This window comes from Bacillus sp. FSL R5-0659 (assembly GCF_038008785.1).
Lineage (GTDB): Bacteria > Bacillota > Bacilli > Bacillales > Bacillaceae > Bacillus > Bacillus safensis.
In genome coordinates this window covers 3,649,620-3,673,067 of record NZ_JBBOZU010000001.1, presented here as the reverse complement: position 1 = coordinate 3,673,067, position 23,448 = coordinate 3,649,620, and the positions used below count along the sequence as shown (strand labels likewise).

Sequence of the window (23,448 nt, the reverse complement as noted above, 5' to 3'; positions counted from 1 at the left end):
TGCGGCAATTAAAAAAGTAAGGGATGTCCCCTTACTTTTTTTCTGCAAACACCATTCAATTAAAATCCATCTGTGACATCATATTCGTAACGAATATCGGCTTTGACATTGCTCATAGTAGATCTCGCTGTAGCCTTTGCGTTGTACTTAAAGCTCCATTTTTGCGCGACTTTTAATTGATCATCCAGAGAAATACGGTAAGAACCACTTGTTGCAGATGAAACAAGTGATGTGTACCAAATATTACTTTCACTAGCCATCAGTTTGTGAGTGACATTCCCTTGGTTGGGTGTTTGGGTACTAGTTGTCGAAATCGATTTAACTACAGCACGTTTAGGAACTGTGGAATTATTAGTTAAATCCATTGTAATGACTGAAGAATCAACTCCTAAAAAATTTAAAGAAGAATTCCCCAAGTTAGTAGCAGTCCCCGAAAAATTGAATGTCCCATTCCCAGATTTAATACGATCTTGAATGGAAACAGTAAAGTACATATTCCCTGTATATGTACCACGGGTCACTTTCACAAAATAAGTTTCTGAAGTTGAAGTCACGTCACCAGTATTAGCAAAAATAAAAGGCGTTACTGAATCAGGATTAATAACTTCGGACCCTGTCCTAGAATATTTAGAATTATACACCTCGATATTCATCCCTGTATATTGCTTATTATACGAACTTCTGACATAAACTCTTTCACCTTTATTGATCGTAAACTGATAATACGCTTCATTTTCACCTTCAGGTAAGATTGTCGTATCTGGACGACTATATTTCCAATATCCCATTGAGCTTGCTGTGTTAGGACTGTTATTCCCCGTAATAGCTGCTTCTGCTGAATGAGGTGCAAAAAAACTAGTAAAAAGCACTAATAATAATGCAGGTAATAAAAAACGTTTGAAGATAGTATTTGTCATATTTTAACCCTCCTTGTAATAATTACTATATCGGATCAAAACTAACAAATTTTAACTGAATTGCCGATATATTTAATAATCACTAATTTTTTTAAAAAAGGAGAATCAAAATGAATATCAATACGTCATATACGATACCTTCAAACAATCAGAACCGAATCGACTCTAAAGATCAATCAGCTATTAAAAGTACAAATGAGGTGATGACCGAATCTGATAGACGGATGAAAATATTAGATGAAAAATACGAAAAAATAAATGAACAAAATAAACGATTCAAAGATCCTCAAGACCATATATATAATAAGTATAGAAACCCTTATTCTTCTTATTTCAGAAGTGATTTAACAAAAACGGAAAGAGAAGCTGCTTACATTATGGAAATGAGTTGGGCAAGGAATAATAAAGGAGGTCAATATGACTTTAATGACGCCATCTTCCGTAATGAAAAACGGTACGATCCTACGCAAGAAAGTGTAGAAAAGAAAATACTCAATCGTCAAAAGGTGAACGAACAATTACAAGATTTATTCTCTAAAAACGGTATAACCATTCCTAAAAACACAAATTTAACTTTTACCATTGATCCAAATAATTTCAAATTAGTGGTGAGTGGATCAACAGACGAATCGCTGATGAAACAAATAGAAGACCTATTAAATACAACCAACAATACAAGAGAACTATTTTTCCATATTATGAAAAGCAGAAATGATGATTCTACTCAATTCACACCTGATTCTCTGGCAAAGTTCCATCTTGTCAATCAAATCAAAACGGTGACAGGCTACAATTTAAAAGATTTAAGCATTGTAAACGGTCAATTTGTAACGGATAACGGAGCGAATATTTTTGATCTATACAAAGAAGAACTCCTAAAAAATCCATACACAGCTGAAAATGCACGTATTGCTGCTTCACATTATGGTGCACAGCTCTTTGATCTAGCCAAAAATGGGTTTGACTCTATTCCCGATTTGGTGCTATCTATTGGTTACCAAAACGGCTCCTTATATGACATTGGACAAAAGGTGAATTACGGAGTATCAAAGTGAAGATAAATACATCTAACACGACAGCCGTTCTAAATAAGCAGAACCTTTCGGACTTCAATAGCCATTCAGCTATTAAAAGTACAAATGAGGTGATGACCGAAGCTGATAGACGGATGAAAATACTAGATGAAAAATACCAAAAAATAAATGAACAAAATAAACGTTTCAAAAATCCTCATAGTCATATACACGATAAGTATCGAAATCCACGCTCTCCTTATTTCAGGAGTGATCTAACTAAAGTAGAGAGAGAAGCTGCTTATACGATGGAGATTGGCTGGGCTAATTCTGGAAAAGGAGGTCAATATGACTTTAATGACGCCATCTTCCGTAATGAAAAACGGTACGATCCTACACAAGAAAGTGTAGAAAAGAAAATACTCAATCGTCAAAAAGTGAACGAACAATTACAAGATTTATTCTCTAAAAACGGTATAACCATTCCTAAAAACACGAATTTAACCTTTACTATTGACCCGAACAATTTTAAATTAGTGGTAAGTGGTTCAAAAGAAGAATCGCTGATGAAACAAATAGAAGACCTATTAAATACAACTAACAATACAAGAGAACTATTTTTCCATATTATGAAAAGCAAAAATGATGATTCTACTCAATTCACACCTGATTCTCTAGCAAAGTTCCATCTTGTCAATCAAATCAAAACGGTGACAGGCTACAATTTAAAAGATTTAAGCATTGTAAACGGTCAATTTGTAACGGATAAAGGAACGAATATTTTTGATCTATACAAAGAAGAACTCCTGAAAAATCCATACACAGCTGAAAATGCACGCATTGCTGCTTCACATTATGGTGCACAACTATTTGACCTAGCGAAAAACGGGTTTGATTCTATTCCCGATTTGGTGCTATCTATTGGTTATCAAAATGGCTCTTTACAAGACATTGGACAAAAAGAGAATTATGGGGTTAAGAAAACGATAGATTAACAAAACGTGGACGACGACAGGTACAAAACTAGATACCGTTAATAAAGGACTCTATAACAATTTATGTTACAGAGTCTTTTCTATTGAAGTGCGCTGTTTCGCTGTTCAACGAAACATCCTCATGGTAATTTTGACTATAGTCGATGTTTTTCACTTTTTTATTGATGAAAATGTTAAAATGATGAGTAGCGTATTTTTTTATGAAAGGACGGTGCTTGGCATGACGGAACTTCTCGATGACCGGCTGCCGCCGCAAAATATAGAAGCCGAGCAGGCCGTATTAGGTGCTGTTTTTTTAGAACCATCTGCGCTAACGCTCGCTTCTGAGGTATTAATTCCAGAGGATTTCTATAGAATGTCGCATCAAAAGATTTACAATGCGATGCTTATCCTTGGCGATAGAGGAGAACCGGTCGATCTTGTCACGGTGACATCTGAGCTTGCCAATACAGATTTACTAGAAGAGGTAGGCGGGATTTCGTATTTAACCGATATTGCGAACTCGGTCCCAACTGCCGCAAACATTGAATACTATGCAAAAATTGTAGAAGAGAAATCCATTTTAAGACGTCTGATCCGTACGGCGACAACCATTGCACAGGATGGGTACACGCGTGAGGATGAAGTAGAAGACCTGTTGAGTGATGCTGAAAAGACCATTATGGAAGTGGCGCAGCGTAAAAACTCAGGAGCCTTTCAAAACATTAAGGACGTTCTTGTTCAAACATACGATAATATTGAACAGCTTCATAACCGCAAAGGCGATATCACAGGGATTCCAACGGGTTTCTCTGAGCTTGACCGGATGACAGCTGGATTCCAGCGAAATGATTTAATCATTGTAGCGGCTCGTCCATCAGTAGGGAAAACCGCCTTCGCATTGAACATTGCCCAAAATGTCGCGACAAAAACGGACGAAAGTGTCGCCATCTTTAGTTTAGAGATGGGTGCGGAGCAGCTCGTTATGCGTATGCTGTGTGCAGAGGGGAATATCAATGCGCAGAACTTAAGAACCGGTAATCTGACAGAAGAGGACTGGGGCAAGCTGACAATGGCGATGGGCTCGCTGTCAAACAGCGGGATTTTCATTGATGATACACCTGGAATCAGAGTAAGTGAAATTCGCTCGAAATGCCGCCGCTTGAAGCAAGAAAATGGTCTTGGTATGATTCTGATTGACTACTTGCAGCTCATTCAAGGAAGCGGACGATCAAGCGATAACCGTCAGCAAGAGGTTTCTGAAATCTCTAGGGCATTAAAATCGCTGGCAAGGGAGCTTGAAGTTCCGGTTATTGCCTTGTCTCAGCTTTCACGTGGGGTTGAGCAGCGTCAGGACAAACGTCCGATGATGTCTGATATTCGTGAATCAGGAAGTATTGAGCAGGATGCCGATATCGTGGCATTCCTTTATCGTGATGATTACTATGACAAAGAATCAGAGAATAAGAACATTATCGAAATCATCATTGCCAAACAGCGTAACGGTCCAGTTGGTACAGTATCACTGGCGTTCGTCAAAGAATATAACAAATTCGTCAACCTGGAAAGAAGATTTGATGATGCGGGTGTTCCGCCCGGTGCTTAAAGCCCAGCTCAAGAAGCTGGGCTTTTTTTGATTTGATCTACATCGAAAGAATGATTGAAAAAACAGTCAATATGAGGAGGAGAGAGAAAAAGAGAGCGCGTATACTAAAAGGAGAAAAGGAGTGAAGACTGATGAAATTTCAACAGTTTGAAGCCGCTCAATTACGTATCGCACGCCCAACCGTCAACATGAAAGAGGTTGTTTCCTTTTATGAAGAAGGCTTAGGGCTCAAACGAATAGGCTCATTTGATCAGCATGAAGGGTACGATGGTGTGATGCTCGGGCTACCTCACCAGCATGTTCATTTAGAAATCACCAAACATGAAGAAGAAGAAAGTCTGCCCGTCCCGCATCCAGAACAGCTGCTTGTTTTCTATATTCCGGATGAAGAGGAATTTCAGCAAATGAAGGAGAGATTGATTTCATTTGGCGGACGGCATGTCATCTCAACGAATCCATACTGGGACCGGGGAGGAGCAACCATTGAAGACCCAGATGGGTACCGGGTTGTGCTGATGAATACAGATGGTATTACACCGGTTTAAAAAAGACTCCTATTGGTGGGGTCTTTTTTATGTTGATGAACAGTGGACACGATAAAAAGTTGTTTTTTCTCAAAATCTCCATTTCCAAGCGCTAAAGAAGTGATTAAAGCGCTTTTCTTTATATTTAAAGCGAACAAAATTTGATTTCGAGATATTAATGTTCGGATTTTGCGTTGACTTTTTCGGTGTGCATTGATAAAATAAATGTGTTTGAAAGAGATAACGTTTTGAAAGGTTAACGGAGGTGCACGATATGTCTTCAGTAGTCGTAGTAGGTACGCAGTGGGGTGACGAAGGGAAAGGGAAAATTACCGATTTCCTTTCAGAAAATGCAGAGGTGATTGCCCGTTATCAAGGGGGAAACAATGCAGGTCACACGATCAAATTTGATGGAGTGACTTATAAGCTACACCTCATTCCATCCGGTATTTTTTATAAAGAGAAAACTTGTGTCATCGGTAATGGAATGGTGGTTGATCCTAAAGCGTTGGTCACTGAGCTTGCGTATCTTCACGAACGGAATGTGAGTACAGATAACCTCAGAATCAGCAATAGAGCCCATGTTATTCTGCCTTATCATTTAAAATTGGACGAGGTGGAAGAGGAGCGGAAAGGGGCTAACAAGATCGGCACGACGAAAAAAGGAATCGGACCAGCTTATATGGACAAAGCAGCTCGCGTCGGTATCCGTGTCGCAGATCTATTAGATCGTGAAGTATTTGAAGAGAAGCTTGCACGTAATCTAGAAGAGAAAAATCGTCTTTTAGAGAAAATGTACGACACAGAAGGCTTCAAGATTGAAGATATTTTAGACGAGTATTATGAATATGGCCAGCAAGTGAAAAAATATGTCGTAGACACATCTGTTGTTCTGAATGATGCACTAGATGAAGGCCGCCGCGTGCTATTTGAAGGAGCACAAGGGGTCATGCTTGATATCGATCAAGGGACATACCCATTTGTGACGTCATCTAACCCAGTAGCTGGAGGAGTGACGATTGGTTCTGGTGTAGGACCAACGAAAATTCAACATGTGGTCGGTGTGTCAAAAGCATACACAACACGTGTTGGAGATGGCCCATTCCCGACAGAACTCCATGATGAAATTGGCGATCAAATTCGTGAGGTTGGCCGTGAATACGGTACGACAACTGGACGCCCGCGCCGTGTCGGTTGGTTTGACAGCGTTGTTGTCCGTCATGCACGCCGTGTGAGCGGAATTACAGATTTATCTCTTAACTCAATTGATGTACTAACAGGGATTGAAAAGTTGAAAATCTGTGTTGCTTATAAATTGAACGGAGAAATCACAGAGGAATTCCCAGCAAGCCTAAATGAATTAGCGAAATGTGAGCCTGTCTACGAAGAAATGCCTGGATGGACAGAGGATATTACAGGTGTGAAGAACTTAAGTGAACTGCCTGCAAATGCCCGCCATTATTTAGAACGCATTTCACAATTAACAGGTATTCCACTTTCCATTTTCTCAGTCGGACCAGATCGTTCACAAACGAACGTTGTCCGCAGCGTGTACCGTCCATAAGAATAGATTGATGAGACACCAGTAAAATCTCGCATTTTACTGGTGTTTTTTTGTTTAAATATTCCTTAATTTCAGTAGAGCGGACTTCCGGTCATTACCAAAATATGATAACTGTATAGAGGGAAGGAGCGTTCTAGTGAAAGAAAGAATACGATTATTAGATATTTTACGAGGTTTTGCCATACTAGGCACATTGGGAACGAACGTCTGGTTTTTTGCGTACACAGGGGATACCTTTGCGACAGATCAGATTGCGGATGAATATGAAAATGGCAGTTTTCTTGAAAGCCTTGTCTCCATGTTCGTTTATGGAAAAATGCTCTCGCTGCTCACGATCATGTTTGGTGTTGGATTGGAGCTGAAATACCAGCAGGCAAAAAGGAAAAACACGCCTTGGCCGGGCACTTATTTATGGATTCTTTTATTTTTATTTATCGAAGGCTTTGTCCATTTTGCGCTCGTGATGGAATATGATGTGCTCATGAGTTATGCCGTTACTGGGCTACTTGTGGCTTACATTGTACGGGGAGGCAGCAGGCGTATCAAAAAGGGCATGATATTCTCAGGTGTGATTCATCTACTCGTCATGTCATGTTTGATGGTGTACTCCCTCTCTGAAATGGAGTCAGCGGCCGATGATCAAAACGGTGAACCGGTGCTGGAAGAGCAGCTGCCAGAGACATGGATTTCGCAGGTTCAAGAACGGTTACAATACTTTTTCATGTACCGAGAAGAAGCGATCTTTATCATTCCAATGAACACATTTCTGTTTTTATTGGGTGTGCGGATGATGAGAGCCGGTGTATTTTATGCAAACGAACGCGGACAATCTCTCCGGAAAATATTGTTCCGAATCGGACTGTGGGTTGGTCTGCCGCTGAATGCACTAGTCTTCGTTCCGAACGATCTAGTGGAATTTGTGGTGCGCTACGCCTTTTCACCATTCCTCTCTATTTTCTATATAGCTGTCATTGCGAAGCTCCTCGCACGCACGGAGTCATGGTTCATGTGGAATTGGTTTGAATATGTAGGGAAAATGGCGCTTAGCTGCTACATCCTGCAAAATGTCATCTGCTCCATTCTTTTTTATAGCTGGGGATTGGGTTTTGGCGGTCAAATCAATGCGCCCCTTATTGTATTGGCATGGCTGTTAATTTCACTTCTGCAAATCGCGATTTCAGCAGTTTGCCTAAAGGTTTGGAGAATTGGACCAATGGAATATATCCGTTCACGGGCACTTCGCAGGGTGACGATGAAAAAAGCATCATAAAGGGGATAGACAATATGTTTTTTAAAAAAATGACGAAAAGAGAACAAGCGATTGCACATAAAGCAGCTGTGCCGGCATTTGTCTTTTATCTTCTGGCATTAGGAGGGCATGCGTTGTACGCGTATTTCCAAGGTGACAGGCCACCGGTTACTTTTGTCATTTTAATGGCGGGACTCCTTGTTTTTTTCTCCGCTGACTGGTTATTTAACAAAAAACATTCATAAAAAAAGCCCTCATCACGAGGGCTTTTTTCTTACTTCAGGCTTTTATATTGGCCTTTTAAGTTTTTACGGATGTACTGAATGATTTTGCGTAATTCGTTGGCATGCGGTCTGCCAAACGGACTAGTTTGTCTTTGCTGATAGAGCACTTGCCCTTTTTCATTTAATAAGAAATAGGCGGGTTCACCGTGCACCCCGTGGTCTTCATATGGGGCATCTTCCCCGTGATAGTGGACTTCATATGCTTTTAATGACGTGAGGTCATGGTCATACATGATCGGGAAGGACAGTCCCTCTTTATCCGCAAATGCCTTCAAGTCATCAGGGTTATCGGTTGAAATCGCCATCAAGTGAATATCCTTGTCCTGAAAATATGACTGCTGCTGTTCGAGCTCTTTTAATTCTTCTACACATACCGGACACCAAGATCCTCTAAAGAAAACGATCAGGTGCCAGCTTTGATGCTCCTCTAAATGTTTGTCGAAATCAATGTGATCGCCCTGTATTGTTGGAAGTGAAAAGTTGGGCATTTTATCTCCTAATTTGAATGAACTCATACTGCTTCCTCCTTTTTCAATGACAATGTCACTTGTTTCATGTATAGCCATTTTTGAGCGGCCTGAAACGTGTCTATGTGTTTGAATAGGCAGAGATCATCCGAAAAGACGTGTAAAATGAAGGCGGTTGCAGAAGTGGAGGCTTTGAAAGCAGATTTGACATCCGACACTTTTTTTAAAAAAATGTCGAAAAACGTATTGCCATATGTAATTATTCTATGATATTATAAATCTCGTTGTTGCAAAGGTCTCTGAAACTTGTTAGGATGCGATGTTCCAGCTTTTTTAAAGCGATTGGTTTGACGCAATACAACTTCTTCAGATTTACTTTTCACAAACCGAGAGCCATTAGCTCAGTTGGTAGAGCATCTGACTTTTAATCAGAGGGTCGAAGGTTCGAGTCCTTCATGGCTCACCATGTATTGGCCCGTTGGTCAAGCGGTTAAGACACCGCCCTTTCACGGCGGTAACACGGGTTCGAATCCCGTACGGGTCATTGATTTACTTTAGCGTTAAGCTAATTTTTTCCTCACTTGCTTGAAGGAGCACCACGATTGCTTTTTCGGGCAAGTTACTGAGGTCCGGTAGTTCAGTTGGTTAGAATGCCTGCCTGTCACGCAGGAGGTCGCGGGTTCGAGTCCCGTCCGGACCGCCATTTATACATATTCATCTTTTTGATGATGGCTCGGTAGCTCAGTTGGTAGAGCAACGGACTGAAAATCCGTGTGTCGGCGGTTCGATTCCGTCCCGAGCCACTTCCAAACGCATCTGCAATCGCAGGTGCGTTTTTATTATGAAAAGAAGGCATAAAAAGGGAGAAGCCGGACCTAGGTAGGGCCCGGCTCCATAAGAAGAAGACGTTACATCTATATAGACGGCTGATGATTGGAAAAGTTTCAATAAAAAAGGAAAAAGTCATCAATTTTTTTGACTGGCATCTTTCTATCCAACGTTTACTAGAAAAGAAAGCCGTTATTATTTTTATCTTTGCCTCGTAAAACGTTATAATAGACAGTGAGCCTTTTTTTCGTAAACGGAAAAGGCGTAATGATACATGCAAAATGGAATGACATAGATGCTAAAAATGCAGGAGGAAATCACAATGGAAAAAAAGATTCTTGTCGTAGATGATGAAAAACCGATTGCTGATATATTGGAATTTAATTTAAGGAAAGAGGGCTATGAGGTTCATTGTGCATATGATGGAAACGAAGCCCTTGAAATGGTAGAAGAAATTAAGCCGGACATTATTCTGCTCGACATTATGCTGCCGAATAAAGATGGTGTTGAAGTATGCCGTGAAGTGAGAAAGAAATACGACATGCCCATTATCATGCTGACAGCAAAAGACTCTGAAATTGATAAAGTCATCGGCCTTGAGCTTGGCGCAGATGATTATGTGACGAAGCCTTTCAGCACGCGTGAGCTTCTTGCCCGCGTGAAAGCGAATTTGAGAAGACAAACCGCTGCTCCGCAGACGGAGGAAGAATCTGAATCAAATGATATTGAGGTTGGATCACTCGTCATTTATCCAGATGCGTATGTGGTGTCTAAGCGTGAGGAAACGATTGAATTGACGCACCGTGAGTTCGAACTGCTTCATTACTTAGCGAAACATATCGGACAAGTCATGACACGTGAGCACTTGCTGCAAACCGTATGGGGCTACGATTACTTCGGAGATGTCCGTACAGTAGACGTTACAGTCCGCCGTCTTCGTGAAAAGATTGAAGACAACCCTAGCCATCCGAGCTGGATCGTGACAAGACGAGGCGTCGGCTACTATTTAAGAAACCCAGAGCAGGACTAAGATTCTTATGAGTAAAGTAGGTTTTTTTCGCTCGATTCACTTCAAATTGACCTTGATTTACGTGCTGCTGATCATCGTCGCCATGCAGATCATTGGCGTGTACTTTGTGAAGCAGCTAGAGCAGTCCTTAATTAATTCATATGATAATTCCTTGAATCAGCGAATCTACTCGTTATCGTATTACCTAGAACAAGATTCATCGAAAAGCAAGGCAGAATTAAAAGAGGATGCTCAAAAGATATTAAACGATTTTAACAACAAAGATGAGTCTAATGAAATCTCTGAAGTCAGCTATATTGACGAAAGCAGAGAGGTCATTGCCTCTGTCAATAACGGCAGCCAAGAGATTGCCGGCAAGAAAATCACTGATCAAATCATTAGCCGTATTTTCGCGGTTGGCAAAGACTATGAGAAAAAATTCTATGACCCTGAATCAAATAAAAGGGTGCGTATTTCTGCGACAGCCGTAAAAAATGAGAACCAAGAGACCGTTGGCGTGATTTATGTTGTGTCTTCAATGGAAAGTGTGTTTAACCAAATGCGAACCATTAACACCATTTTGGCAACTGGTACACTGATTGCACTTGGGACGACTGCTCTACTTGGTATCTTCATCTTCAGAACGATCACTCATCCTATTTCAGATATGAGAAAGCAAGCGATCGAGCTTGCCAAAGGGAACTTCTCCAGGAAGGTCCGGAAGTATGGGCATGACGAGATTGGCCAGCTTGCGACAACCTTTAACCATCTGACGAGAGAGCTGGAGGAAGCTCAGCTGATGACGGAGGGTGAGCGGAAAAAGCTTTCTTCTGTTATTGCCTATATGACGGACGGCGTCATCGCAACGAATCAAAACGGTGCAATTATTCTATTAAACAGCCCCGCATTAGAGCTGTTGAATGTTTCACGTGAAACAGCATTAGAGATGCCGATTACGTCTTTACTTGGCTTAGAGGAAACTCATACATTTGAAGATTTAGTCGAAAATCAAGATTCCATGCTGATAGAAATTGAACGCGAAGATCAGCTGGCTGTTTTGCGTGTGAATTTCTCTGTCATTCAGAAAGAGCATGGGAAGATTGACGGTTTAATTGCGGTCATTTATGACGTCACAGAGCAGGAGAAAATTGATGCTGAACGCCGTGAATTCGTCGCAAACGTATCGCATGAGCTACGCACACCGCTGACAACGATGCGAAGCTACCTTGAGGCTTTGGCTGAAGGGGCGATTGGTGATAAAGAGCTTGCGCCAAGATTCCTCAGTGTCACGCAAAATGAAACTGAGCGGATGATCCGGCTTGTCAATGACCTGCTGCAGCTGTCTAAGTTCGACAGCAAGGATTATCAATTCAATCGTGAGTGGACGAACTTTATCAGGTTTATCTCGCTCGTCATTGATCGTTTTGAAATGACGAAGGAGCAGCATGTCGATTTTATCCGCAACCTGCCGCAGCGTGAAATATATGTGGAAATCGATCAAGATAAAATTACACAGGTGCTCGATAATATCATTTCCAATGCCATGAAATACTCACCAGAGGGTGGACACATCACGTTTACCGTCGATCTGGATGAGGAGAAAGGCCTTGTGTTATTCAGCGTGAAAGATGAAGGAATCGGTATTCCGAAGAAGGATATGGATAAAATCTTTGAACGTTTTTATCGAGTGGATAAAGCAAGAACAAGAAAGCTTGGCGGAACCGGCCTAGGTCTTGCGATTGCAAAAGAAATGGTTCAGGCTCATGGCGGAGATATTTGGGCTGACAGCATTGAAGGAAAAGGAACAACGGTGACCTTTACCCTTCCGTACAATGAAGAACAAGAGGATGATTGGGATGAAGCGTGAGACCTTTAAAACCATAATATTGACAATCCTAATTGCGATCAGTCTTGTATTTACGTGGAATATCTGGATGTTCCAGCCCGTCATGCAGGACCAGGCAGACGCCGGCACACAGGTCGTGGAAACGAAGAAGATTTCAAGCGACGAGCCTAGAAGTCTCATTGATGTCGTGAAGCCGCGAGAGATGTTTATCCATTCAAATGGGGAGCATTTTAAAGTGGATCAAAAGGAGCTCTTTCAAAACTTTTGGAATGATGTGAGCCTTTGGGATGTCAAAGAGATTAATGATGTGTCAGATCAATATTCCGAGCAGAAATTTAAGAATTTCTTCTATGGACGCGAAGGACAAGGGAAAACATTGGATCTTGTATTCAATGATCCGATTCCGATTGATATTTTCCAAGCGCTCTTTAAATGGCCGAACAAGTCCATTGAATACAACTCGTTTGATCGGATGATTGTGCCGTTCGCTCAGCAGGATAAGGCCAATAAGAAAGTGTACTTGGTCTCATACAGCAAGGAAACGGTGCTTGAGCTGACAATTGAGTCCGCCAACTACCGTAATCTAATGGACAGTATCGCTGCCGCTCAAAACGAGATGCCGCGCTATGATCTTTATACATTCTCTACGAATTCTAAACGAGATTTCCTTCTTCCGAGAAAGCAAAAGCAACTTGAAGCGAAAATGTTCTTTATCGAAACGATTAAGACAAACAAGTTCAAAGACGCTTTGTTTACGGATCCGAGCCTTGTCGGTGAGGAATCTAATTTAAACCGGACGGTGTACACAGATGGCACAAGCCGCCTTGAAGCCAATCAAAAAGACCACCGCATTCAATATCAGCATCGCAATATCAATTCCAGCACTGTTTTCCAAACGGGGGATTTGATCAAGCGAAGCGTGAAATATTTCAATGATACGGGAAGCTTTACTGATGACTACCAATACTTTGGCATCAACAGCAACCAGCAGCTGTCCTTTAATATGTTTATGGACGGTCTGCCGATTGTGAACAGTACAAAGCATCCATTTGGGATGACCTCCCTTGAAGTCCAATGGGCGAATGATGACATTTTGAATTACAAGCGTCCAAATTATATTCTTGGCAATAAAGCGAGTCAAAGTGAACAGGTCAAGCTGATGAACGGGACAGAGCTGAAGGACTTGATCATCAAGCAGACGAAATATGATGATCTGGAGAAAATTGAACAGATTTTCCCTGCATATCAAGCTGCTTCAACTTCATCAGATCAAGATCAAGCGATGTTTGTCTGGCTGGAGCCTGTATGGTGTATGAAGTATAACGGCAAAACCGTGATTCTATCGAATGATCTTTTGACAGAGGGGAGCGAGAATCATGGAGTGGAATAAGACCAAAACGATCTTTATCCTAGCCTTTCTCGTTCTCGATATCTTTCTAGGTTTTCAATACTTTGAAAAACGGTCAACCGATCATTTTGCGATTATCGAAAAAACGGATACGCTGGAAGAAATGAAGGCAGACGGGATTAAATATGGCAATCTATCAGATGAAGCGAAGATTGGATACCGCATTACAGCTGAAAAGAAGCAATATACGAAAAAGGATGTCGACGGATTAGCTGATCAAAAGGCGAAAAGCACATTCCCGAAAACAGACAAAGATGATCCTGTCACGCTGCTTGAAATGACCTTCAACAAACCAGTTGCCTTGCCGAAAAAGGATATCAAAACAGCGGCGACGAACCTTGTGAACCAGCGTTTGCTGGATGGGAAGAATTATAAGCTGTGGAATATAGATGAAGAGACAGGGAAAATCGTCTTTTTCCAAACGTATAAAGGGAAATACATCTTCCAAGAAGGCCTTGATGACACCGAAACCATCGGGAAAATCACCTTAGATCTCAACGATCAAAACGAAGTTGTCTCTTATCAGCAGTCAATGGTGACGTCGATTAATGAAGTGAGAAAAGAAACCCTTGTCCCAGCACTTGAAACCGTGAAGGACTTATATACGCAAAATATGCTTAGCCAAAACACGACCGTGAAAAAGGTAGAGCTTGGTTACTATACGCAATACCCGGGGGCAAGCACGCAAGTCATGGTTCCTGTATGGCGTGTGGAGCTTGAAGGCGTATCAGCAGGTTCAAAGAAAAAGACAGAGGAAGAATATTTGATCAATGCCATCGATGGCTCAACACTTGATCATATAGAGAAAGATGACAAATCTTCAATGGAGTGAGAGAACATGAGCTTGCAGTTCAGTGTACTAGCGAGCGGAAGTACGGGGAACGCTTTTTATTTAGAAACAGACGAGCATGCCTTTTTGGTCGATGCTGGTTTAAGCGGCAAACAGATGGTCGAACTGCTTGGCCAAATCGACCGCAAGCCTGAAGACTTGGACGGCATTTTTGTGACACACGAGCACTCCGATCATATTAAAGGGCTGGGTGTCATGGCAAGAAAGTACAAGCTTCCTGTCTATGCAAATGCGAAAACATGGAAGGCAATGGAGTCTCATATCGGAAAAATTGATACAGAGCAGAAATTCCATTTTGATATGGAGACCGTTCAATCCTTTGGCGGTCTTGATGTCGAGTCATTTGGCGTCTCACACGATGCGGCAGAGCCCATGTTTTACGTATTCCATTATGGAGGGCGCAAACTTGCGCTCATGACGGATACAGGCTATGTGAGTGACCGCATGAAAGGCATTATTAAGTCAGCCAATACGTTTGTGTTTGAGAGCAATCATGATGTCGGGATGCTGCAAATGGGCCGATACCCATGGAGCATTAAGCGCAGAATTCTGAGCGATGTCGGACATGTATCAAATGAAGATGCTGCTCTGGCGATGACAGATGTCATTGGAGATGCCACCTCACGCATTTATTTGGCTCACTTGAGTCAAGACAACAACATGAAGGATTTAGCCCGTATGGCGGTCCAGCAGACGCTTGAAATGAAGGGCTTTGTTGTTGGGGACGGCTTTGATTTATTTGATACGGACCCGAAAAAAGCAACCCCGCTTTGCGCCGTATGATTTTTATAATCGTATGATTAAGATAAGAGCTTCTTACCAACACTATATACATCATCTATTCACTGAAAGGAAGGAAACATAGTGGATTATCGCGATGTAGAGTGGAAGCCGAGACGAAGCAGAAAAGGATATTTTCTTTCTGGTTTGATCGGTGTATTGGTAGGAGCTTTTTTAATGGGATTCTTTTTCCCCTATGTATCTGGACAGAGCGGCAGTCCCTTTGGATGGCAGCAAAATGGTGATGGACAAACATCTCAGGGCCCTTTAAAAACTGTGAATGTAAACGTCAATGATGCTGTCACGAAAGTGGTGTCTAATATGTCAGATACGGTGGTCGGCGTCATTAATATCCAAAAGTCGAGCTTTTGGGAGGAAGGCGGAGAAGCAGGCAGCGGGTCAGGTGTGATTTATAAAAAAAAGGGTGACACGTTTTATATTGTCACAAACCATCACGTCATCAAAGGTGCCAACCAGCTTGAAGTGAGCCTTCATGATGGGACAAGAATTGGTGCCAATCTTGTCGGCAGTGATCAGCTCATGGATTTAGCAGTTCTCACTGTCAAAAGTGATAAAATCAAGAAAACGGCAGCCTTCGGTAACTCAGATCATGTGAAGCCGGGTGAGCCAGTCATCGCCATTGGAAATCCATTAGGGCTTGAATTCGCAGGCTCTGTCACACAAGGGGTCATTTCGGGCACGGAGCGAGCGATCCCTGTCGACTCAAATGGAGACGGACAAACGGATTGGAATGCAGAAGTACTGCAAACAGACGCCGCCATCAATCCTGGAAACAGCGGTGGTGCCTTGATCAATATGGACGGAAAAGTGATCGGCATCAACTCAATGAAGATTGCTGAATCAGAGGTAGAAGGAATCGGGCTGTCTATTCCAGCGAATCTGGTCATCCCTGTCATAGAGGATTTAGAGCGCTACGGAGAGGTAAAGCGTCCGTATCTTGGCGTCGGCATGAAATCATTAGCGGATATTGCGAGTTACCACTGGCAGGAAACATTGAAACTGCCATCCAAGGTCACATCAGGAGTTGTCGTCATGAGTGTTGAGCCGTTATCTCCAGCAGGAAAAGCGGGACTAAAAGAGCTGGATGTCGTGACCTCCTTTGATGGCAAAAGTGTACAGAATATCGTAGATCTTCGTAAATACTTATATCAAAAGAAGGTCGGCGATAAGGTAAGAATGCAATTTTACCGAAGCGGAAAGAAAAAATCAGCAGAGATCAAACTTTCTCAAACCGACCGATATGGCGGCTAACCAGTTCCAGTAAGGGACTGGTTTTTTTTGCATGACTGACATATGATGAAGAAAAGGGGGTTGTACGATTGGTTACACTACAACGGATGTCACAAACCGATTACGATGTATTGATAAAGAAGGCCATTCAGCGGTACGCGGAAGAAAAGGTACTCGCAGGGACATGGGAAAAGGAAGAATCACTTGCGAACGCAGAAGAACAATTTGACAGACTGCTTCCAGAAGGCCTTCAGACAGAGCATCATGAGCTGTGGAATTTCTTAAACGGAGATGAAGCGATTGGCTGGGTTTGGCTTTGCTATGACCCGAATCACCCGCAGCATGAAGGATTTATTTATAACTTTATTTTGTTTGAAGCTTATCGAGGAAAAGGCTTTGCAAAGCAGGCCATTGCTGCATTAGAAGAGGAAGCAAAGTCATTAGGTGTGCAAAAACTCTCGCTCCATGTCTTTGCTCACAATCAAATCGCCCGTTCGCTGTACGAAAAAACGGGATTTGCAGAAACTGGGATCTATATGAGTAAATCTTTATAAAAAAGAAGAAGTACCGTGCAGAAAGCGTACGGTACTTTTTTATGAGGACATCATGGCATCCTGAGCCGTGACTCTGTATAAATCGACTTTACACTTCACGAAAGCGCGAATGATCGCTGGAACTTGAGCTTCTGAACGAATTAACAATGAGGTCTCGTCATCACTGATCACAAGATCTGTTCCGACAGTTTGTAGGTACTGCGTGAGAACAGGTTTCACCTCATCATCAATCCATGCATGCTTGAAGGTTGCACGTATGTTTGAGGATGTGATGGTTTTCTCTTGAGGATGAGTATGTGGGGACACTAATTTTCCTTCAGAAATGAATGCAGTTTTGGTACAAATACTATTGGTGAACCTTGGGCGGTCAGCTGTTAAAAAGACGGTTTTTCCTTCATCCTTTAATGCTTCAATGACCCGCTGGATGTGCAAGATCGAATCTGCATCAATATCGGCAAAAGGCTCGTCGAGTAAAATAAATTCCGGCTGATGGGCGATGGCCTGCGCCATTCCAAGCCGCTTTTTCATACCAGGTGTGAAGGCACCGACCTTCTCCTGATGATCATGATGTAAGCCGACAAATTCGAGCAGTTCTTCATAATCACTCGTTTTCTGGCGTGTTCCGGTGATTTTTGATAAGTAGGCAATATGCTCAAGAGCTGTAAGACCTTCATATAAATCCGTATATTCAGGCAGAACACCGATATGCTGCCTCACTTTTTTTAGCGAAGGCTTATTCATCACTGTAAACGTACCAGAGGTAGGGCGGGAGATTCCGGTAATAATATTGAAAAACGTCGTCTTACCAGATCCCTTTGGTCCAATGAGTCCGAAGATATCGCCTTGATTGACATCAAGATTAATATCATCTATTGCGACTTTTGTACGATATTTTTTTGTGAGCCCTTTTGTATGAAGCATCTACACATCCCTCCTTTGAAACAGCAGTGCAGTTCCAATGAGTAAGATAACGGTCAATGCCGTGTTCATTAGGACGTAGGTCAGCGGTTCACTCCAGCGCGCATAATAATAAGGCGTCATATATTGGAACCAATGAATCATTCGTTCTGAAGAAAGAACAGAAATCATACTGACGATTGGGAAAAGAAAGGAAAACAACATGCCGACAAACATTGATTTCTGCGGTGTTGGAAAGAGCATGGATAAAAATAAAGCACATGAGATACCGACACTGATAAAGGTTAAGATTTTTAACGCATCAGAGAACAGAAAACGGTGTGAAATCATCATATTCAGGACATATGTCGTCATAATACAGCTAAGCCAAAACAGCATCAGTCCAAGATATTTCCCGATGATGATGTTCAAACGGGTTGTTTTACTGACGAGAAAACGAATGGTTTTCAAATGAATCTCGCGGCTCAAAATATCATGAGACAACAAAAAAATAAGGAAGAAACCAAATAAAGAAATCACCAGTTCATTCCCAATAGAATAAGGATCCTTTGCCAGCTCCCATTGTTCCTGATGAGCAGCGATAAACGGAAGACTTGAAACAAAAGTAGATAAAATGAAAATAATAACAATTGTTAAAATAGATTTTGTGCTTTTGAAGAGCTGCTTAAACTCATTCATACAGATGGTCCACACACGCTGTACCTCCCTTCACCTTTATTATACCCCTAGAATAGAAAGACACCATATCTTGCTCTTTAACATTTGTTTAAATTTCATAAAAAGAAGACTCTTCCAGCACCAGTTGACTCATTTTTAAAAATGTTCAGAAAAATATCTTGATTTATGAAAAAACATCATGTATGATAGCTTTAATTCAAGATAATTATACAGGCAATGACGAGAGAAAGTACAATCATCAATTTTTCCACAGAGAGCTTCGGCAGCTGAAAAGAAGCAAAAATAATGATTCGAAAAATGGTCTCTGAGCCTCGTGCTGAACATATCTATGATATTAGTAGGTGACGACGAGAGTTGGTACTCGTTATCAAAACCACAGTATATGAGCCAGATTGGAGCTTTGTACTTGTAGAGGCTGTTTAGCGCGAGCAAACAGTAAATAAAGGTGGTACCACGAGACAAATACCTCGTCCTTATGATTCAAAGATAAGGATGGGGTATTTTTTATTGTCCACTTTTTTTCATACAATTGTTCAAATGTTCCACGTGAAACACCACATCCATTTTTTCAAATGAAAGGGAGATTGACATGAGTGAACATGCATTGGTTTTACAATCAGATTTCGGCATTGATGATGGAGCTGTCAGTGCAATGTACGGGGTGGCAAATACGGTCAGCAGCAGGATCCGCATTTTTGATTTAACACACAATATTCCGCAGTATGACATTTGGGAAGCTTCTTATCGCCTGCTTCAAACCGTCACATACTGGCCGGAAGAGACGGTATTCGTTTCCGTCGTTGACCCGGGTGTTGGGTCAGAGAGAAAAAGTCTTGTTGTCAAAACGACAAGCTCACACTATATCATTACCCCAGATAACGGGACACTCACGCACGTCGCACAGGATATTGGCATTGTGGAAGCCCGTTATTTAGATGAAACCATTAACCGGCTGCCAAAGTCGGGAAAATCACATACATTCCATGGGAGAGATATTTACGCTTATACAGGCGCAAGAATTGCATCAGGTGTCATTTCTTTTGAAGAGGTTGGGCCAAAGGCGAATATTGATGATATTATCCATCTTCCAGTCGTACAGGCATATGCGGAAGAAGATGTGATCACAGGGACGATTGATATTTTAGATGTGAGATTCGGAAACCTGTGGACAAACATTCATCACACGCTATTTGAACAGCTTTCAATTAATTATGGGGATGCAATAGAAGTTACCATTGCCAACGGGCCGAAAAATGTGTATAAAAATATCATGACCTATGGACGATCTTTTGCCGATTTAAAGGTAGGCGAACCACTCGTATATGTCAATTCACTCGACCATTTAGGCGTGGCGATCAATCAAGGGTCATTTGCAAAGGCTTATAACATCGGTACAGGCACAGGCTGGCGCCTTTCGATTCGCAAAGCTCCGCGCATTATATACGAATAAGAGGAGGATACATCATGGCAGGAAAACAACTTTCAACGAAAACTGTCGTTGCTATTGGAATTGGCGCAGCCGTCTTTGTGATTTTAGGACGATTTGTCTCCATTCCAACTGGAATTCCGAATACACAAATTGAAACCTCATACGCTTTCCTTGCATTAATGGCCGTGCTATTTGGTCCTGTTGCAGGCGCACTGATTGGTTTTATTGGCCATCTCATTAAAGATGCGACCACATTTGGCCCTTGGTGGAGCTGGATTATTGTTTCGGGTGTGGTTGGTTTATTGATCGGCTTTATTTCTAACCGTTTAAAAGTAGAAGAGGGAGACTTTGGCTGGAAGAAAATCACGCTTTTCAACGCCGTACAAGCAGGCGCACAAGCATTAGGCTGGTTTATCATTGCTCCTGTACTCGACATTGTGATCTATGCAGAACCTGCGAACAAAGTATTTGTTCAAGGAATCGTGGCAGGGATTTCAAACATCATCACAGTTGGTGTACTAGGAACCATCATCATTGCAGCCTATGCAAAAACGAGAAGCAAAAGCGGCAGTCTATCGAAAGAAACATCATGAAGCAAGGTGGAACACATAAATGAAGAAACCGATGATTCAATTCGAACATTTCGGATTCAAGTATCGCAGTCAGGCAGAACCAACATTAAAGGATATCAACCTGACCATCTATGAAGGAGAAAAAGTTCTCATCGCAGGCCCGTCTGGATCGGGAAAAAGCACACTAGCCCATTGTATCAATGGGCTAGTTCCTGCGTCTTATAAAGGTTCTATGGAAGGAAGTCTTCACATCGGCGGGAAAAATGCAGAGAAAGAGAACATTTTCTCCCTCTCTCAGCTTGTCGGAACGGTGCTTCAGGACCCCGATGGACAATTCATTGGGTTGACCGTTGGAGAAGACATTGCATTTACACTTGAAAATGATCAAGTCATACGCGAAGAAATGAAAACACGTGTCGAGGAAGCGGCAAGATTAACAGAGGTAGACGGCAAGCTGGCATCGTCCGTGCATGAGCTGTCAGGTGGACAAAAACAACGTGTTGCCATTGCGGGCGTACTGATCAACGATGTCGACATTTTGCTGTTTGATGAACCACTTGCAAGCCTTGATCCCGCAACAGGTAAAGAAGTCATCGACCTCATTGACCGGCTGCAAAAACAAACGAAAAAAACCATTGTGATGGTTGAGCACCGATTAGAGGACGTCCTCTTCCGTCATGTGGATCGCATCATCGTTGTCAATGAAGGAACGATTGTAGCGGATATGACACCAGATGAATTGCTCGCCTCAAATGTTCTAGAAGCGGCGTATTTACGTGAGCCTTTATATTTAAAGGCGATGAAATATGCAGGCATTCCGGTCGCGCCTGGAGATCAAATCGCTGATTTACAGCGTCTCATCTTAGACGATGAGGCAAAAGAGAAAATTGAGAAGTGGATGGAAGCGTCTGAACCATCAGTAGAGCAGATTGCAGCACAGGATTTACTAGAAGTGCGTGAGCTGAGTTTTGATTATCCAACAAGACCAAACACGCTGAGCAACATCTCTTTTACGGTCAAAAAAGGAGAAATGATCAGCATCGCAGGAGCCAATGGAGCAGGCAAGACAACATTATCTAAGGTGCTCTGTGCGTTTGAAAAGCAAACGAAAGGCTCAATTCTTTTAAATGGTGATGACATCACAGGAGATACGATCAAACAGCGCTCCGAACGAATCGGCGTCGTCATGCAAAACCCCAATCAAATGATTTCAAAACAAATGATTTTTGATGAAGTCGCACTCGGTCTCGTTTTAAGAGGCGTAAAGGAAGAAGAGATCAAAGAACGGGTGGAGCGGGTCCTGAAAGTGTGTGGGCTGTATCCATTTCGGAACTGGCCGGTTTCAGCGCTCAGCTTTGGACAGAAAAAACGCGTCACCATTGCGTCAATTCTTGTATTAGAGCCAGAAATCCTCATCCTAGATGAACCAACCGCAGGACAGGACTTTAAACATTACACAGAGATGATGACGTTTTTAGAACAATTAAATCAGCAGGGTGTCACGATTTTCATGATCACCCATGATATGCACTTAATGCTAGAATACACAACAAGAACCATTGTCATTTCAGATGGAGAAAAAATCGCAGATGATACACCAGCCAAAGTACTGACAGATCAGCTGCTTGTCCAAAAGGCGAGCTTAAAGGAAACTTCGCTGTATGAACTGGCGCTGAAAGCTGATTGGCCGAATCCAAATGAACTCGTGGATCGCTTCATTGAGGTTGACAGAAAGGAACGAATGACATGGCTGTAGACATGCTGTCCTATATCGATCGCCCGTCGCCGATTCACCGGCTGACAGGTGCCACCAAACTCATTTGCTTTATCCTCTGGTCATCCGCAGCGATGCTCACGTATGATACAGGCGTTTTAGTGTTTATGCTAGTTGCTAGTATCGTGTTCTTTCAGCTATCAAACGTGCGATTTCGTGATATTTCCTTCGTGGTGATCGTCCTGGCGATTTTCCTAGTGATTAATAACATCGCCATTTACATCTTTGCGCCTCAGCAAGGTGTCGCCATCTACGGAGCAAAGCATGAGCTGTTTCATATTGCCGGCTGGTACAACGTCACACTTGAACAGCTTTTCTATCAATTGAACATTACGCTGAAATACGTGACCGTGATGCCAGCAGCGCTTTTATTTATTGTGACAACAAATCCAAGTGAATTCGCCTCATCTCTCAGCCGAATTGGGGTCAGCTACCGGATTTCCTATGCGGTAGCGATTGCCTTGCGCTATATTCCAGATATTCAGCGGGATTTTCGCACGATCGCGATTTCTCAGCAAGCAAGAGGCATTGATTTATCGAAGAATGAAAAGCTGGGAAAACGGATCAAAAATGCGCTGTCTATTGTCATGCCGCTGATTTTCTCCAGCTTGGAGCGGATTGAAACGATCAGCAATGCGATGGAGCTGCGCGGGTTTGGGAAGCATAAAAAGAGAACATGGTTTACGGCAAAAGACTTTCAAAAAGCAGATTATGTGGCGTTCATATTTGTTGGTGTGGTACTGATTGTTTCGTTAGTGATTACATTTGTTAGAGGAACGAGATTTTATAATCCGTTTCTATAGAAGGGAGCCTTCACAGGAGTGGAGGCTTTTTTATTTGGTTTGTGGATAAAAGGTGTGGAAAATGGTAAAAGACTATTAACATGTGAATAAATCGGTTATATTGAACAATGAGCGAAACACTTGTGAATAACGAGACAACATATTGGAGGA

Annotated in this window: 22 protein-coding genes, 4 tRNA genes and 1 other annotated feature; of the genes, 22 read left to right on the top strand and 4 right to left on the bottom strand. The window is 42.1% G+C overall.

The genetic code is table 11. The annotated features are described in order from the left end of the window. Window positions 1-59 precede the first annotated feature (59 nt). Window positions 60-917, bottom strand: a complete 858-nt coding sequence (locus tag NSQ72_RS19005; RefSeq protein ID WP_126682576.1) for a hypothetical protein — start codon at window positions 915-917, stop codon at window positions 60-62. 110 nt (window positions 918-1,027) lie between these two features. Here NSQ72_RS19005 and NSQ72_RS19000 point away from each other — a divergent pair, with 110 nt between their 5' ends. The 7 genes from NSQ72_RS19000 to NSQ72_RS18970 all read left to right on the top strand — a co-directional run bounded on the left by NSQ72_RS19000 (window position 1,028) and on the right by NSQ72_RS18970 (window position 8,092). Further along, complete coding sequence (locus NSQ72_RS19000; protein WP_126682575.1) at window positions 1,028-1,972, top strand: DUF4885 family protein; 945 nt, start codon at window positions 1,028-1,030, stop codon at window positions 1,970-1,972. Then, complete coding sequence (locus NSQ72_RS18995) at window positions 1,969-2,925, top strand: DUF4885 family protein (RefSeq protein WP_144493771.1); 957 nt, start codon at window positions 1,969-1,971, stop codon at window positions 2,923-2,925. The genes NSQ72_RS19000 and NSQ72_RS18995 overlap by 4 nt, the downstream gene beginning before the upstream one ends. A gap of 220 nt (window positions 2,926-3,145) precedes the next feature. Next, window positions 3,146-4,510: a replicative DNA helicase gene (gene dnaB / locus NSQ72_RS18990; protein WP_024424034.1), complete on the top strand. Its 1,365-nt coding sequence runs from the start codon at window positions 3,146-3,148 to the stop codon at window positions 4,508-4,510. A 131-nt stretch (window positions 4,511-4,641) separates the two neighbouring features. Then, window positions 4,642-5,055, top strand: coding sequence for a VOC family protein (locus NSQ72_RS18985; protein ID WP_039182849.1), 414 nt, complete (start codon window positions 4,642-4,644; stop codon window positions 5,053-5,055). Window positions 5,056-5,308: 253 nt separating this feature from the next. After that, window positions 5,309-6,598: an adenylosuccinate synthase gene (locus NSQ72_RS18980; protein WP_024424032.1), complete on the top strand. Its 1,290-nt coding sequence runs from the start codon at window positions 5,309-5,311 to the stop codon at window positions 6,596-6,598. A gap of 136 nt (window positions 6,599-6,734) precedes the next feature. Beyond that, window positions 6,735-7,868 carry a DUF418 domain-containing protein gene (locus NSQ72_RS18975; protein ID WP_341084977.1) on the top strand — a complete coding sequence of 378 codons (1,134 nt, stop codon included), beginning with the start codon at window positions 6,735-6,737 and terminating at the stop codon, window positions 7,866-7,868. Window positions 7,869-7,882: 14 nt separating this feature from the next. Continuing rightward, a complete protein-coding gene (locus NSQ72_RS18970; protein ID WP_129193078.1) occupies window positions 7,883-8,092 on the top strand; it encodes a hypothetical protein in 210 nt (69 codons plus the stop codon). A gap of 29 nt (window positions 8,093-8,121) precedes the next feature. On the opposite strand, the gene NSQ72_RS18965 is transcribed toward NSQ72_RS18970, so the two are convergent. Further along, a complete protein-coding gene (locus NSQ72_RS18965; protein WP_024424031.1) occupies window positions 8,122-8,646 on the bottom strand; it encodes a peroxiredoxin family protein in 525 nt (174 codons plus the stop codon). 342 nt (window positions 8,647-8,988) lie between these two features. Between NSQ72_RS18965 and NSQ72_RS18960 the strand changes: the two genes are divergently transcribed. From NSQ72_RS18960 to NSQ72_RS18910, 11 genes are all read left to right on the top strand, one after another. Next, window positions 8,989-9,064 (top strand) — tRNA-Lys (locus NSQ72_RS18960). A 6-nt stretch (window positions 9,065-9,070) separates the two neighbouring features. After that, window positions 9,071-9,142 (top strand) — tRNA-Glu (locus tag NSQ72_RS18955). 82 nt (window positions 9,143-9,224) lie between these two features. Then, a tRNA-Asp gene (locus tag NSQ72_RS18950) sits at window positions 9,225-9,301 on the top strand. A gap of 27 nt (window positions 9,302-9,328) precedes the next feature. Further along, window positions 9,329-9,401: transfer RNA gene (locus tag NSQ72_RS18945), tRNA-Phe, on the top strand. Window positions 9,402-9,748: 347 nt separating this feature from the next. Next, complete coding sequence (gene yycF / locus NSQ72_RS18940; RefSeq protein ID WP_024424030.1) at window positions 9,749-10,456, top strand: response regulator YycF; 708 nt, start codon at window positions 9,749-9,751, stop codon at window positions 10,454-10,456. Between the two features lie 7 nt (window positions 10,457-10,463). Further along, window positions 10,464-12,302, top strand: a complete 1,839-nt coding sequence (gene walK / locus NSQ72_RS18935; protein ID WP_341084973.1) for a cell wall metabolism sensor histidine kinase WalK — start codon at window positions 10,464-10,466, stop codon at window positions 12,300-12,302. Beyond that, window positions 12,292-13,671: a two-component system activity regulator YycH gene (gene yycH, locus NSQ72_RS18930; protein ID WP_341084972.1), complete on the top strand. Its 1,380-nt coding sequence runs from the start codon at window positions 12,292-12,294 to the stop codon at window positions 13,669-13,671. The genes walK and yycH overlap by 11 nt, the downstream gene beginning before the upstream one ends. After that, window positions 13,658-14,521 carry a two-component system regulatory protein YycI gene (locus NSQ72_RS18925; protein WP_126682570.1) on the top strand — a complete coding sequence of 288 codons (864 nt, stop codon included), beginning with the start codon at window positions 13,658-13,660 and terminating at the stop codon, window positions 14,519-14,521. The genes yycH and NSQ72_RS18925 overlap by 14 nt, the downstream gene beginning before the upstream one ends. Before the next feature lie 6 nt (window positions 14,522-14,527). After that, window positions 14,528-15,322, top strand: a complete 795-nt coding sequence (locus NSQ72_RS18920; RefSeq protein ID WP_024424026.1) for an MBL fold metallo-hydrolase — start codon at window positions 14,528-14,530, stop codon at window positions 15,320-15,322. 78 nt (window positions 15,323-15,400) lie between these two features. After that, the gene (locus NSQ72_RS18915) at window positions 15,401-16,591 is read left to right on the top strand and encodes a S1C family serine protease (RefSeq protein ID WP_390273471.1); all 1,191 of its coding nucleotides are present in this window, start codon (window positions 15,401-15,403) and stop codon (window positions 16,589-16,591) included. A gap of 68 nt (window positions 16,592-16,659) precedes the next feature. Beyond that, window positions 16,660-17,124: a GNAT family N-acetyltransferase gene (locus NSQ72_RS18910; RefSeq protein ID WP_341084971.1), complete on the top strand. Its 465-nt coding sequence runs from the start codon at window positions 16,660-16,662 to the stop codon at window positions 17,122-17,124. Between the two features lie 39 nt (window positions 17,125-17,163). On the opposite strand, the gene NSQ72_RS18905 is transcribed toward NSQ72_RS18910, so the two are convergent. Together NSQ72_RS18905 and NSQ72_RS18900 are read right to left on the bottom strand one after the other, a co-directional pair. After that, window positions 17,164-18,045 (bottom strand): ABC transporter ATP-binding protein, encoded by an 882-nt coding sequence (locus tag NSQ72_RS18905; protein ID WP_058838360.1) that lies wholly within the window; start codon window positions 18,043-18,045, stop codon window positions 17,164-17,166. Continuing rightward, a complete protein-coding gene (locus NSQ72_RS18900) occupies window positions 18,046-18,735 on the bottom strand; it encodes an ABC transporter permease subunit (RefSeq protein ID WP_058838361.1) in 690 nt (229 codons plus the stop codon). 192 nt (window positions 18,736-18,927) lie between these two features. Beyond that, window positions 18,928-19,198: a binding site (T-box leader), on the top strand. Window positions 19,199-19,309: 111 nt separating this feature from the next. Here NSQ72_RS18900 and NSQ72_RS18895 point away from each other — a divergent pair. The 4 genes from NSQ72_RS18895 to NSQ72_RS18880 are packed head-to-tail and all read left to right on the top strand — an operon-like array spanning window position 19,310 to window position 23,298. Next, a complete protein-coding gene (locus NSQ72_RS18895) occupies window positions 19,310-20,170 on the top strand; it encodes an SAM hydrolase/SAM-dependent halogenase family protein (protein WP_041089455.1) in 861 nt (286 codons plus the stop codon). A gap of 14 nt (window positions 20,171-20,184) precedes the next feature. Then, window positions 20,185-20,742 carry an ECF-type riboflavin transporter substrate-binding protein gene (locus NSQ72_RS18890; protein ID WP_024424020.1) on the top strand — a complete coding sequence of 186 codons (558 nt, stop codon included), beginning with the start codon at window positions 20,185-20,187 and terminating at the stop codon, window positions 20,740-20,742. Window positions 20,743-20,761: 19 nt separating this feature from the next. Beyond that, the gene (locus NSQ72_RS18885) at window positions 20,762-22,477 is read left to right on the top strand and encodes an ABC transporter ATP-binding protein (protein WP_341084970.1); all 1,716 of its coding nucleotides are present in this window, start codon (window positions 20,762-20,764) and stop codon (window positions 22,475-22,477) included. Then, window positions 22,468-23,298, top strand: coding sequence for an energy-coupling factor transporter transmembrane component T family protein (locus tag NSQ72_RS18880; protein ID WP_041089458.1), 831 nt, complete (start codon window positions 22,468-22,470; stop codon window positions 23,296-23,298). Before NSQ72_RS18885 ends, NSQ72_RS18880 begins: the two co-directional genes overlap by 10 nt. Window positions 23,299-23,448 lie beyond the last annotated feature (150 nt).

Excerpts from the sequence above, each read along its gene's own strand:
- NSQ72_RS19005 (WP_126682576.1), bottom strand. The coding sequence starts at position 917 with ATGACAAATACTATCTTCAAACGTTTTTTATTACCTGCATTATTATTA.
- NSQ72_RS19000 (WP_126682575.1), top strand. The coding sequence starts at position 1,028 with ATGAATATCAATACGTCATATACGATACCTTCAAACAATCAGAACCGA.
- dnaB (WP_024424034.1), top strand. The coding sequence starts at position 3,146 with ATGACGGAACTTCTCGATGACCGGCTGCCGCCGCAAAATATAGAAGCC.
- NSQ72_RS18985 (WP_039182849.1), top strand. The coding sequence starts at position 4,642 with ATGAAATTTCAACAGTTTGAAGCCGCTCAATTACGTATCGCACGCCCA.
- NSQ72_RS18980 (WP_024424032.1), top strand. The coding sequence starts at position 5,309 with ATGTCTTCAGTAGTCGTAGTAGGTACGCAGTGGGGTGACGAAGGGAAA.
- NSQ72_RS18970 (WP_129193078.1), top strand. The coding sequence starts at position 7,883 with ATGTTTTTTAAAAAAATGACGAAAAGAGAACAAGCGATTGCACATAAA.
- NSQ72_RS18965 (WP_024424031.1), bottom strand. The coding sequence starts at position 8,646 with ATGAGTTCATTCAAATTAGGAGATAAAATGCCCAACTTTTCACTTCCA.
- yycF (WP_024424030.1), top strand. The coding sequence starts at position 9,749 with ATGGAAAAAAAGATTCTTGTCGTAGATGATGAAAAACCGATTGCTGAT.
- walK (WP_341084973.1), top strand. The coding sequence starts at position 10,464 with ATGAGTAAAGTAGGTTTTTTTCGCTCGATTCACTTCAAATTGACCTTG.
- yycH (WP_341084972.1), top strand. The coding sequence starts at position 12,292 with ATGAAGCGTGAGACCTTTAAAACCATAATATTGACAATCCTAATTGCG.
- NSQ72_RS18925 (WP_126682570.1), top strand. The coding sequence starts at position 13,658 with ATGGAGTGGAATAAGACCAAAACGATCTTTATCCTAGCCTTTCTCGTT.
- NSQ72_RS18920 (WP_024424026.1), top strand. The coding sequence starts at position 14,528 with ATGAGCTTGCAGTTCAGTGTACTAGCGAGCGGAAGTACGGGGAACGCT.
- NSQ72_RS18905 (WP_058838360.1), bottom strand. The coding sequence starts at position 18,045 with ATGCTTCATACAAAAGGGCTCACAAAAAAATATCGTACAAAAGTCGCA.
- NSQ72_RS18895 (WP_041089455.1), top strand. The coding sequence starts at position 19,310 with ATGAGTGAACATGCATTGGTTTTACAATCAGATTTCGGCATTGATGAT.
- NSQ72_RS18890 (WP_024424020.1), top strand. The coding sequence starts at position 20,185 with ATGGCAGGAAAACAACTTTCAACGAAAACTGTCGTTGCTATTGGAATT.
- NSQ72_RS18885 (WP_341084970.1), top strand. The coding sequence starts at position 20,762 with ATGAAGAAACCGATGATTCAATTCGAACATTTCGGATTCAAGTATCGC.
- NSQ72_RS18880 (WP_041089458.1), top strand. The coding sequence starts at position 22,468 with ATGGCTGTAGACATGCTGTCCTATATCGATCGCCCGTCGCCGATTCAC.